General features: G+C 40.4%; 10 protein-coding genes. 6 read left to right on the top strand and 4 right to left on the bottom strand.

The genetic code is table 11. The annotated features are described in order from the left end of the window. Positions 1-40 precede the first annotated feature (40 nt). Both MN869_RS12900 and gigD read right to left on the bottom strand, forming a co-directional pair. Positions 41-1762 carry a GGDEF domain-containing protein gene (locus MN869_RS12900; RefSeq protein ID WP_243307925.1) on the bottom strand — a complete coding sequence of 574 codons (1722 nt, stop codon included), beginning with the start codon at positions 1760-1762 and terminating at the stop codon, positions 41-43. 272 nt (positions 1763-2034) lie between these two features. Further along, the gene (gigD, locus tag MN869_RS12905; protein ID WP_243307927.1) at positions 2035-2487 is read right to left on the bottom strand and encodes an Lrp/AsnC family transcriptional regulator GigD; all 453 of its coding nucleotides are present in this window, start codon (positions 2485-2487) and stop codon (positions 2035-2037) included. Positions 2488-2634: 147 nt separating this feature from the next. Between gigD and kynU the strand changes: the two genes are divergently transcribed. From kynU to MN869_RS12925, 4 genes are read left to right on the top strand one after another with little or no spacing between them, the layout of a single operon-like run. After that, on the top strand, positions 2635-3885 hold the full coding sequence (kynU, locus tag MN869_RS12910; RefSeq protein WP_243307929.1) for a kynureninase: 1251 nt from the start codon (positions 2635-2637) through the stop codon (positions 3883-3885). Between the two features lie 40 nt (positions 3886-3925). Further along, positions 3926-5332 (top strand): amino acid permease, encoded by a 1407-nt coding sequence (locus tag MN869_RS12915; protein WP_171550831.1) that lies wholly within the window; start codon positions 3926-3928, stop codon positions 5330-5332. Between the two features lie 7 nt (positions 5333-5339). Continuing rightward, positions 5340-6095 carry an alpha/beta hydrolase gene (locus MN869_RS12920; protein ID WP_243307931.1) on the top strand — a complete coding sequence of 252 codons (756 nt, stop codon included), beginning with the start codon at positions 5340-5342 and terminating at the stop codon, positions 6093-6095. Between the two features lie 24 nt (positions 6096-6119). Beyond that, on the top strand, positions 6120-7280 hold the full coding sequence (locus MN869_RS12925; protein WP_243307933.1) for a porin: 1161 nt from the start codon (positions 6120-6122) through the stop codon (positions 7278-7280). Between the two features lie 344 nt (positions 7281-7624). Here MN869_RS12925 and blaOXA read toward each other — a convergent pair whose 3' ends face one another. Continuing rightward, positions 7625-8467, bottom strand: a complete 843-nt coding sequence (gene blaOXA / locus MN869_RS12930) for an OXA-286 family carbapenem-hydrolyzing class D beta-lactamase (protein ID WP_243307935.1) — start codon at positions 8465-8467, stop codon at positions 7625-7627. A 684-nt stretch (positions 8468-9151) separates the two neighbouring features. Here blaOXA and omp33-36 point away from each other — a divergent pair. Next, on the top strand, positions 9152-10096 hold the full coding sequence (gene omp33-36 / locus MN869_RS12935) for a porin Omp33-36 (protein WP_279324149.1): 945 nt from the start codon (positions 9152-9154) through the stop codon (positions 10094-10096). Between the two features lie 120 nt (positions 10097-10216). On the opposite strand, the gene MN869_RS12940 is transcribed toward omp33-36, so the two are convergent. Further along, positions 10217-10867 carry a response regulator transcription factor gene (locus MN869_RS12940; RefSeq protein ID WP_004657203.1) on the bottom strand — a complete coding sequence of 217 codons (651 nt, stop codon included), beginning with the start codon at positions 10865-10867 and terminating at the stop codon, positions 10217-10219. Between the two features lie 349 nt (positions 10868-11216). On the opposite strand from MN869_RS12940, the gene msuE reads away from it, so the two are divergent. Next, positions 11217-11957 carry an FMN reductase gene (msuE, locus tag MN869_RS12945; protein WP_005297521.1) on the top strand — a complete coding sequence of 247 codons (741 nt, stop codon included), beginning with the start codon at positions 11217-11219 and terminating at the stop codon, positions 11955-11957. The last annotated feature ends 22 nt before the right edge of the window (positions 11958-11979 follow it).

Consider the following 11979-nt stretch of genomic DNA (forward strand, 5'->3'; position numbering starts at 1 on the left):
GTCATTCTTAATCACTTAGGTTGATTCAATCACGGGCAATTTAATATTCCACCACATTCTTCCCTTTTGCCTTCGCTTTTAACAATGACTGATCCGCTTTTTCTAACAGCTCTAACCAACTATTTGCGCCAATCGCAACCCCGATACTGACCGAAACATGAATCGACTCAGCTACATTCGGGATCACAATCCTTTCTTTTAAAATAGCCGAACGAATACTCTCTGCCACAACTTTTGCAGCGGTCATCTGAATATTCTCGATTACGACCAAGAACTCATCACCGCCATAACGCACAATTAAGTCAGATGCTCGAACATTATGTTTGAGCTGATCAGCAATCATGCTAATCACCTGATCCCCGACAATATGCCCATACTGATCATTTACAAACTTAAAATTATCAATATCAATCGCAATCACACAAGTCTGAGACAAAGCCTCAGGCTTGGATTCAAGAAACTGAATATATTCATCTAAAGCCAAGCGGTTTGCGACACCTGTTAAAACATCAGAATTTGCAATCTGCTTCAGTTGCAACTCCATGGCATCGCGCTGTTTTAACATCCCTTTTAATTTATCAATCGCTTCAAACAACGAGAAAAACTCTTCCTTATTATTTTTTCCTGAAGGAAGTTCATCCGAAGTTCCAGATAAGCGCAAAATCATATCACGGGCATGGATCAGTGGACTAAACACCTTGCGCTTGGCATAAATCATGGTGAAAATTGCAATCAATAAAGATAGGCTAGAAATAATTAAAGTAAAAATAAACTGCCGCTTTGCGAATTTATTTTCATTCACTGCAACTTGGATGCTGTAATCCAGAATATAGTTTTGCAAGTCCATGACTGGTGTAAATTTCCCCACCATTCGCTCTGTCAATTGTGTCCCAGACAGAAAGTACGCTTTATTATTTTTACTTTCATCCAATAAGCGCGCAATGATCGGTAAGCCTTTATCTAAAAACTCCGTTTTAACACGACGATATAAGTCTACATATTCAAGCGTCTTCGACTGTTCAGGCTGGATCGTATCAATTAACTCCCACAGATAAATCGCTTGATGTTGTGTCTGTAATGAGCGCGCTCGATTTTCATCCGAAATTTTATCCCCAAATGTCACTGGTGCCATGACATTAGATGCAACTCTACCTGCCTGATCACGCATATCAGTGAGTACTAAAATTGAGGTGAAATAATTCGACATCTTGCTGTTCTTACTATTGGAACGAACCAATAACCACGTTAAGAACTCACGGCTTTCATCCCAAACACTAAACATGGATAAAATCGCATGATCATATTGCTTGGATGTTCGCTCAGCATGTGGCGTGCTGGCATATGCATCAACAATGGCTCGTGCTGCAGCCAATTTAACTTTTAAATCAGTTTCCAGTTCATAAGCAATCAGCCTAAACCCGTTTTGTTTTAAAACTTCAATGCTGTTATCAATTTCTGCATCAACAATCTTGCGATACTCGAATAATTCTTTTTGATTTTCCAATAACGCATTCGCTTCGCTCGACATCACTTTATTGGAAGGTGCCCGTTCTCTGGAAATTTTATTGGCTGTTTTAACTAATGTGCGAAGGCAAGTAATTTCAGTGAGTGTTTGTTCTGATTTTATATATTCTTGATAACTATTAATAATTAAAGGGATGGAGAGATAAAAAATCGAAAAGATAATGACTATCATGCAGAAAAAGAGACGACGACTAATCTGCTCAGAACGTAATTTCGAGCTTTTTAATTCACGCCCCATTCATGCACCTTGTACTTTTCAAAAACGATCTCAATTGATTTTTAAATAGAACTTAATTTTACCTGAATTATAAAACGCACTACCACGCTTAAACCGAGGTTTTTGGTTACATTAATCGCGACTGACTTTATTAAATCGTTATTTCAGTCTGGCAATTATTTTTCAAAATTGATTATGAGAATGATTTTTATTTAATTAAATTTATCTAAGTGACTTATATTATTAAAATAAATTTTTTGAATTTAGGCCAAGGTTCAATAGTGAATCGGGAATCAAAGCATTTTTTTCTGAATCACCTTATCTAAAATGATCTTAGAATTAATACTCATAATGCCCTTAATCTTATTCAATTTATTAATAATGAATTGTGAAAAAGCATTCAAGTCTTTGGTGGCCACATGCAGCACATAATTCGACTCGCCTGTAATCACATAGGCATTCACCACTTCTTCAAAGTCCTCAATCTGTTTCAAGAACAAATTATGATCAGTTTCAGTAAGTTGAATCAATTTTATTTCAACTATTGCCTCAATTTTAATGCCTAATTTTTCATAATTGAGTCTGGCTTGGTACTTCTCAATAACACCATTGCTTTCCAAAAGCTTGACCCGTCGATGACAGGCAGAGGGTGAAAGATTCACCAGATCGGCCAATTCCTGATTGCTCAGGCGTGCATCGTTCTGCAAGAAATTTAGAATTTTAAGATCAATCGCATCAATATTCATATTCGGAAATTATTCTAATAATTTAAATATTATTGAAATCATATCCTAATTTTTAACTTTATCTACTGATTTTATCGGATAAAAAACAAAAATTGCAGTGATAAAATTTAACAGTGGAATTCAATAAATATAGGGATGCAATTCAATATGGTGACACAAGAACAATGTCTTTATTGGGATAAACAAGATGAGCTCAGCGCATTTAAAAATGACTTTGCCTTGCCTAACAATGTGATTTATCTAGACGGTAACTCTTTAGGTGCAAGACCGAAGCAGTCTTTAAATTATGCGCAGCATATTATTCAACAAGAATGGGGTGAAGATCTTATTAACAGTTGGAATAAAGCAGATTGGTGGGGCTTACCAACTCGTTTAGGTGATAAAGTCGGGCAACTAATCGGGGCCAATGCTGGCGAAACCGTGATTTCTGATTCGACCACCTTAAATTTATTTAAAGTGCTATCCGCTGCAGTCAAAATTCAGGCCGAGAAGCATCCACAACGTAAAATCATTGTCGCGGAAAAAGACGCTTTTCCCACCGATATTTATATTATCGAAGGCTTCATTGACTTGATCAATCAAGGCTATCAGGTCGAATTGATTGAGGGTGCGGCAGGTTTAAGCGAAATTTTAACGACTGAGGTCGCTGTGGTGGTGCTGTCTCATGTCAATTATCGCACCGGTTATTTCTATGATATGACCGCGATTAATCAGCAAATCCATGCCCATAATGCCTTAATCATCTGGGATTTATGTCACTCTGTTGGCGCTGTACCGATGGACCTCAATCAAAGTCACAGTGATTTTGCCATTGGCTGTACCTATAAATATCTCAACGGTGGTCCAGGCTCGCCTGCGCTGCTCTGGGTCAACCCCAAACATCGGGATCAGTTCTGGCAACCACTTTCTGGCTGGTGGGGACATCAAAAGCCTTTCGCCATGGCTCAGCATTATCAGCCAGCCAACAATATTCGCCGTTATCTATGCGGCACTCAGCCGATTATTTCCATGAGTCTAATCGAATGTGGGGTGGATATTTTCCTGAAAGCCAACATGCAGAAAATTCGTGAGAAATCGCTTCAATTAACCGACCTATTTATTGCGTTGGTTGATCAGGAATGTGCCGAGTATGGTTTCGAGCTGATCACACCGAAAGCGCATCAACATCGCGGCAGCCATGTCAGCTATCAACATCCACATGGCTATGAAATTATTCAGGCACTGATCGCCCGTGGCGTGATCGGAGACTATCGTGAACCTGAAGTGTTACGCTTTGGCATTACCCCGCTCTATCTTGGATTTGAAGATATCTGGCATGCGGTGCAACATCTCAAAGCCATCATGCAGCATCAAGAATGGAACAATGAAAGCTACCTGGTACGGGGGGAAGTGACCTAAGTCGTCACTTTCGGATTGAGCTGATGGCTAGGAGAGGCCGATGAATAATTTTGACAAGATTCAAGCACGTGAAGCAGGACTACATAAAAAATTATCCGCCAAGCAGATGGCAATGATTGCGATTGGTGGCGCGATTGGAACGGGGCTGTTTATGGGGAGCAAATTTGCAATTAGCTTTGCTGGCCCTGCTGTCATTTTGAGTTATGCCATAGGCGGGCTGATTGCCTTTGCGCTGATGGCATGTCTCGCCGAAATGACAGTACAGCACCCGACTTCAGGCTCATTTGGAGCCTATGCTGAACATTATATCAGCCCCTTGGCGGGTTTCTTGGTGCGCTACAGTTATTGGGCCTGTATCGTACTGGCGGTTGGAACCGAGATCACCGCCGTCGCAGACTATATGAAAATGTGGTTTCCCGATCTGCCCGCATGGATCTGGATCGTGTTTTTTTCAGGTACTTTGCTTGCAGTGAATGCTTATAGCGTCAAAGCATTTGGACTGGTGGAATACTGGTTTTCCACCATTAAAATCTTTGCCATTATCGTGTTTATTCTGTTGGCAATCGGCATTCTGACTCAAAACACTCAGCAAAGTCATCATGTGCTGACTAATCTGACTGGACACGGTGGCTTCTTTCCCAACGGATTCAGTGGCGTCTGGATTGGGGTGATTATTTCGATTTTTAGTTATTTAAGTATTGAAATGATTGCCGTCGCTGCAGGTGAAGCATCGAACCCAGAAAAAGCGGTCAAATACGCCTTTAAGAGTACCGCACTGCGTCTGATTTTATTCTATTTACTGTCCCTGTCTTTAATCGTGGCACTGGTTCCATGGACAGAACTGATTGGCAAAGATGCTAGCAGCCCTTTTGTGACCGTGATGAAAATTGTCGGGATTCCATATGCTGATAGCATTCTCAATTTCATTGTGATTGTCGCCGCCCTCTCTGCCATGAATAGCATGCTGTATATTTCAACCCGAATGTTATTTAGCTTGTCACGGGCAGGTGATGCACCTCAAATCTTCGGCAAAATCCGTCCTAATGGCGTGCCCATCAATGCACTATTTTTATCCGCCATGGGGATTGCTGTTGCAAGCGTGGTGTATACCATCAATCCTGAATCGGCCTTCCCCATCATGATTGCCTTATCGATGTTCGGCGCTTTATTTACTTGGGGCAGCATCTTTGTGACCCATATCTGTTTTAGACGGCATATGGCGAAAAATGGCATTGGATTAAAATACAAAATTCCAGCAAGTCAGTTCATTTCACTGTTTGGTTTATTCAGTATTCTGAGCATTACCCTCACCACGTGGTTTACTGCCGAATTTAAATCTACACTACAGTTTGGCATTCCCTTTATTGTGCTGTTAATCGTTTTTTATATGCTAAAACGCAGCTCGGCAAAGCTCGATTTAAGCACAAATACCGAAGCTTCTGAGTAAACACGCCATGAAGCTTTATGATAATTCTCGAACGGTTGCAAATGAGCAGGATATTCTGATGGACTTTCAACAGCGTAGTCTGTTGAGCTATCAGCAACACCCCTGTATTCAGAATATTGCCTATGCCGAAACAACTCGATCGTGCTTAGATCTCTTTCCTTTAGCGCAGGCACGCAAAACCGTCGTGTTTGTACATGGCGGCTATTGGCAATGGTGCAATAAATCCGATTTTGCCTTTATCGCCACTGATGTTCTTGCCAACAATATGCAGTGTGTCTTGCTTGAATATGACTTGGCTCCACAACGCAGCATCGGCGAAATCGTCAAGCAAATCCAACAAGCGCTTGATTTCATCCAACAACAAGCATGGAGAACTCAAGACATCATACTGGTTGGGCATTCTGCTGGGGCTCATTTATCTGCATTAATGCTCACCCATCCTGTTGTAACTGAAGCCGTTTTATTGAGTGGCATTTATGATCTCGCGCCCATTCAACAGACTCATTTAAATACAGCATTGAATCTCTCGGAACACGAGATTCGACAATATAGTCCCATCCTGCTCGAGGCCGCTGTCCCAAAGCCTTATGCCATTTTCTGTGGCGCGCAAGAGCTCGATGAGTTGATTGGGCAAAGCCAGTCGTATTTTCATAATAGGAAAGCCATCGACCCAGACTTTGTCTCCTTCCAACTACTGAATAACACACATCATTACAATATCTTAGATGAATATTTTCATCGGAGATTAACCGCTCACCCTTAAATCTATACACGGACGTATTTGAAAATGGTTAAGTTCAAACTTCAATACCATCGGGTTTTTATTGCCCTGAGTTTTGCACTCTGCTCTTCGGCATTTGCACAAATTGAATTGATCAATCAAGATCAGATTCTCAATGAGCAGGACAACTTTAAACTGAGCAGTGCCGGCAGTCTCAGACTGCAAGCCCTGAATTTCGATCAATATCAGCCTTCCAATGCAGGCCAGAAATATCGTCGCAATGGCTATAGCGCAACCAGCAGGATCTATCTGAATAGCGACTATAAAATTAATGATGATCTCCGTTTGATCACGGGTTATCAAAATTTTATTAATCCAGCCAAAATTTTAGATTGGGATGGGCATTATCAAAACAATGATGAGCGTCTAACCACAGAACAAGCCTATGCGGGAATCTCGAGCCATCATTATGGCAGCTTAAAATATGGAAAAATTTATAGTCTGTATTACGATGTGGTTGGGGCTAAAACCGATCTTTGGGATTACAGTACACTAGCGCAACCACAAACATGGAGCCCTTTTGCTTATTTCGATGGGACTCAAGCGGCCAGTAAGACTTTAAGATATGAGAAAAAAACCAAAAAAATTGATTTTTATGCAGCTTATTTATTTGAAGATCACACCTCGTTAGATCAGCTCCGTTATCAACGTAAATCTGGTCAAGAAGCCGCTGTCGATATTCACTTAAATAAAAACTTAAACTGGGCGATTTCATGGAAACACAACAAAGCTCAGCTGCAATCTGATCATGCAACATCTAAGCTCTCTCAAGACATGCTTGCGTCTGCCCTGTTCTATTTTGATGGGACATGGATGCTCAGTACAGGTGCAGGCTGGTATAAAAATCTATTGCCAAACTTTGATGCACTCAATCGAACATCCACACAATCTGTTGAAAGCCTGTTAGACACAGAGGCTTATGGACTTGAATATTATGCAGGCTACCATGTCGAGCTTGACCATCATGGCATGAAATACATCCAGCCTTATCTGATGGGAAATTATTTAAAATATCGTAGCGGCTATGATTTCTCTCGACGTGACCATGGCATTGGCGTGGCGATTCGTTTCAATCACGGTTTTGGCTTTGACTATGAACGTCTATATACCCAAGACAGCAACCATACGCCTGACATGCATTTATTTCGCTTACGCTACGAGTGGTAATCACGAAATTTAATTCACTCATCTGGGCCAAACGTTTTGAGTCTCATTACACATGCCAAGTGATCTAAACGTTTTGCCACTGAATTTATATTTTAAAGATAATCAATCATATTTCACTTGGGTTATGCGCTTGCTTTTCCACGCTTGAATGCATTTAAAAATCGAAAAAAACTATTCTAAGTATATAAATTATCAATTTTACAAATTACTTTCCAGAGAACATAATTTAAGCATAAAGAGATTACAGAATTTAAACCCCTAACCCTCTAGGATGTTTTCTCCCCCAAGCTAAACATCCTTTCTCAGCCCAGCTTTCCCCAAAAGCTGGGTCTTTTTTTGCGTATTTAATGGGCTAACAACCCCAACTCTTGCAAGGCTTGATACACAATCACTTTGCGTGCATCTGCATGTTCAGGCTGACTCATTTGCATATTCAGTGAGAAGGCAGTGATCTTACCATTTGGTTGTTCAATCCAGCCTGTCCACCATCCCACTTGCGGGCTGACATCCATGCCCCAACCACTTTTGGCATAGATTTTGGTTCCCTGAATTTGATCCACCAATAACATCGCTTTGACTTGTTGCTGGGTCGGCTGGTCAAAGGGCAGTTTCTGTTTTGCCAGCGCATAGGCAAAGCGAACTTCTTCTACGGGGGTGATTTTTAATGGGCCAACTAACCAGAAATTATCGACTTGCGTCCCGATATTTTTATTGCCATAACCCACACGCTTCACTTCATGGGTCATCAGTTCCAGACCAATACGTCGCGCCAGTTCTTGATAAACGGGTACCGCCGATGCCTGCATCGCCTCAGCTAAGCTTAAATCTTTTTCCCAACTGCTGAATGCCCGCTTTTTGCCATCCCATTTAAACACTTCATCTGATGTAGTCTTATGATGTTGTATCCCAATCAAGGCATTCAACATTTTAAAAGTTGAAGCAGGGATATAGCGCTGTTCTGCACGATCAAGATCATTGCCATAGCTGTGAATTTTCTTGCCATCATAAATCACCAAAACACCACTGGTTTGGGCACTCTGGAATAAACTTGAGATCTGCTGCTGCTCATTTTTTTGTATCGAGAGTTGTTGCTTTTGTTGGCTAAAATTTTGACAAGCGACCATGGGAATTGCAAAAAAGATGGCTGTAAAAAGGGCCAGACCTTTTAATTTTTTCGACATCATCATAAAGCTGGAAAAGTAGAATAATCTGTCACTATAAGTGTTTTGTCGCTGTTGTTCTGTAGTGTTATTTTCATCAATACTTTGTAAAAAACAGACAAAAAAAAAGCTCAGCCTTGGGGAAAGCCGAGCTAGTAAAACGATGATGTAAAAACATCAAAAAACTCAAAAGAAAATGTTATGAGATATTTAAATGCAAATTAGATATCCCTTGCTTTGTATTATGTGAATTAGCTCTCACAAAGTAAAGTTGATTAAATAGATCGGGTTTATCGTTACAATCGATTTTGTTGATTGTTCATTTAAAATCAGATTTATTCGATGCTTTTGGTTTATATTAATGCACAGTCAATAATATGAAATTATGCAAAGTAGGTCTCATAAAAACAGTAGAACAATATTTCAATACACACTTTTATCGTCAAAATTATGACAATAACAAGAATGACTTAAATGAAAAAATCGATCACAATGATTGAATAAACCAATTGAAATATTTACGGATGACATTATTATGACATCACTTATCTTGTTAAAAAATAAACATATCTATTTGTTAGATATATATTTTATAAAAGGTTGACAGTGTTTTTCCTAATTGTTCATTTATTATACACCGCCTGATCGGTATTTGTTCATTTATCGGAAGCTCAAATTTATTACATTGACTTCATACTTTGTTACAATACAATGACTCCAACTTTACTCTTTATTGTTTTAAAGCTGGAAATTATTATGAAAAAACTCGGTTTAGCCACTGCTTTAGTTTTAGCCATGACCGGTGCTCACGCATACCAAGTAGAAGTTCAAGGTCAGTCTGAATTCATCGATGCAAAAAGCAACAATGACAAAGACTTCACTGGTGCTGCTCAAGGTACTTACTACTTCAAAAATGTAGATGCTTCTAAAGGTCCTTTAGCTGAAGCTGCATTCTTAAACCAAGCATCTAATGTTTCTGTAGCTTATAGCTTTGCAGAATTAAGCGGTGACGAAGTTGCAACTGTTAAGAACAATTCTTTCGGTGCAAAAGGTGAAGCTTACCTTCCAACTCCTTACTTACCTGTGTATACAAGTGCTGCATACAGCCACTCACAAACTAAGTCTGAAGGCGAAAAAGACAATGGTGACCGTTTCGCATTAGAAGTCGGTACGATGCTTACTCCTAATTTCTTAGTTGCTGTTGGTTATACGAACATTGCTGATCAATTTGCTTTAGACGCAAACAGCGTCCTTTCAAATGGTATTGCTAAATCAGTCGCTCAACCATTAGTTATCGGTGAAGACCAAGATGCGATCACTGCACGTACTAAATACGTAGGTAACATCGATGGTACAAACATGGCTGTAGGTTTTGAAGCTGGCCTTGTTTACGGTGACTTCCAAGCATACGAATTGAAAACTGACGTATATGTGACTCCTAAGTTAAGCGTTGGTGCTTCTTATGCTGAAGCGAATTTCAGCTCTAACCCAGCAAATGAAGACAACTTCTCTGCAATCAATTCTGCTTGGGGTGCAAACGTAAACTACTTCATCACTCCAGCAATTGCTGTAGGCGCAACTTACGTTAACGCAAATGCGAAACATGAAAGCACTGATACACAAACTGTTGGCTTAAACGCGAAGTTCCGTTTCTAATATTGGATTTGGGTTCTACATAGAACATCTCATTCATCATAAAAAACCAGTTCCTAGGAACTGGTTTTTTATGATCTCGTATTCTACAAAATGAGAAATGGGCTTTCTCATTGCAATACATTACATCTTTTTATCTTCAATATTTAAGGCACTAATCGCCAAGACCGCCTGAGTACGATTTTGTACCCCCAGTTTACGGAAAATTGCGGTGACATGTGCTTTGATTGTGGCTTCTGAAACTTCTAATTCATAAGCAATTTGCTTATTCAATAAACCTTCGGCCACCATCATCAATACGCGGAACTGCTGTGGCGTGAGTGATTGTAAACGTTCGGCTAAAGCTGTTTCATCTGCTGCACGCGGATCAAAGCCTGCATGAGTCGGTAAGTTCGGTGGTAACCAGATCTCACCTTCCAAAACATGCTTAATCGCTTCACCAATATGGCTTGGATGTGAAGATTTTGGAATATAGCCCATTGCCCCATGTGCAATCGCACGCTGAATAATTGAAACTTCTTCATGTGCTGAGACCACAATAATCGGAATTGCGGGGTATTGTGCGCGCACATACACCAAAGCAGAGAAACCCGACGCACCCGGAAGATTCAAATCCAGCAACACCAGATCAGGCTCTGCACCATGCTCTAAACGTGCATAGAATTCATCTACATCTGCAGTCTCTTGGATCTGCGCCTGAGGCAGGCTATAACGAACCGCTTGAATCAAAGCATGTCTAAATAAAGGATGGTCGTCTACAATTAAAATATTCATAAGCGCTTAAGCTATCTGCAAGTACGTCACTGTACGATGTTTATTTAAATTCAATCCGCTTAAGCCTATTTTCAATTCAAGGCTAGGTCAAGCACAAGACATGATTTATTTCCTTTTCCCGCAAAATAAATCAAATATTGATATAACTTGATTAAAATCATCTTTGCATAAAACAGATTCGAAAATCTTGAATAGAAACAGAAAATTAACGACCTAAAATTTGATATTTATTGTGATTTATCGACATATCTTTAAAAAAGATAAGCTTGCAGCATTTCCTTATTTTACAGCTTGGCATGCGGTGTAGATAAATAAATAGCAATTCGAAATGATCTTTTAGGCCGTTATTATGTCCAATCACAATACCCTCTCAACCCCCCTTAATATTGTTGCCGTATCTGGTGGTTTAAATAGTCCCTCAAAAACAGAAAGTTTAGTTCAGGCGATTCTGGATGAGCTTTCTGAAGCGATTAATATCAAAGTGCATTTCGTCAAGCTCAGTGAAATTGGACCTTTATTGGGTGGGGCCATTTATCGTAATCAGCTGCCACAACGCGTACAAGATGATCTCGCAGCGGTAGAAGCCGCAGATGCACTGATTGTGGGTACCCCTGTTTACCGTGCTTCGTTTACGGGCTTATTTAAGCATTTCTTCGATTTTGTTGAACAGACGGCTTTGGTCGATGTACCCGTCCTACTGGCGGCTTCTGGTGGCAGTGACCGTCATGCACTGGTGTTAGAACATCAATTACGCCCTTTATTCAGTTTCTTCCAAGCACAAACCTTACCGATTGGCGTCTATGCCACTGATCGTGATTTCACGCCTGAATATACGGTTAAAAGCGAGCAATTGTCTGATCGCGTGACCTTAGCCGTGGCACGTGCCTTACCCATTTTAGAATGGGCACCAGCCAAAGGCCAACGTGCAGCGGCCATCAAAACCAAAACTGAGCAAGCCAATCAAAATCTCGGGATTAACAAACAGATTGAACAAGCAGAAGTCTTACCATCTGCGGCAGTACCCAATCTGGATGCAGCTGAATCTCGCTTACACCCGAAGTCAGCCAAGAATTTAACCCACGTCGCATAAACCATATCTGTTATGGAGGATA

It is taken from the genome of Acinetobacter sp. NIPH1876, from assembly GCF_022808535.1.
GTDB classification, from domain to species: domain Bacteria; phylum Pseudomonadota; class Gammaproteobacteria; order Pseudomonadales; family Moraxellaceae; genus Acinetobacter; species Acinetobacter higginsii.

What these genes read in the sequence shown, in the direction of transcription:
- kynU (WP_243307929.1), top strand. Translation starts at nt 2,635, where the DNA reads ATGGTGACACAAGAACAATGTCTTTATTGGGATAAACAAGATGAGCTC.
- msuE (WP_005297521.1), top strand. Translation starts at nt 11,217, where the DNA reads ATGTCCAATCACAATACCCTCTCAACCCCCCTTAATATTGTTGCCGTA.
- MN869_RS12900 (WP_243307925.1), bottom strand. Translation starts at nt 1,762, where the DNA reads ATGGGGCGTGAATTAAAAAGCTCGAAATTACGTTCTGAGCAGATTAGT.
- MN869_RS12925 (WP_243307933.1), top strand. Translation starts at nt 6,120, where the DNA reads ATGGTTAAGTTCAAACTTCAATACCATCGGGTTTTTATTGCCCTGAGT.
- omp33-36 (WP_279324149.1), top strand. Translation starts at nt 9,152, where the DNA reads ATGACTCCAACTTTACTCTTTATTGTTTTAAAGCTGGAAATTATTATG.
- MN869_RS12940 (WP_004657203.1), bottom strand. Translation starts at nt 10,867, where the DNA reads ATGAATATTTTAATTGTAGACGACCATCCTTTATTTAGACATGCTTTG.
- blaOXA (WP_243307935.1), bottom strand. Translation starts at nt 8,467, where the DNA reads ATGATGATGTCGAAAAAATTAAAAGGTCTGGCCCTTTTTACAGCCATC.
- MN869_RS12920 (WP_243307931.1), top strand. Translation starts at nt 5,340, where the DNA reads ATGAAGCTTTATGATAATTCTCGAACGGTTGCAAATGAGCAGGATATT.
- gigD (WP_243307927.1), bottom strand. Translation starts at nt 2,487, where the DNA reads ATGAATATTGATGCGATTGATCTTAAAATTCTAAATTTCTTGCAGAAC.
- MN869_RS12915 (WP_171550831.1), top strand. Translation starts at nt 3,926, where the DNA reads ATGAATAATTTTGACAAGATTCAAGCACGTGAAGCAGGACTACATAAA.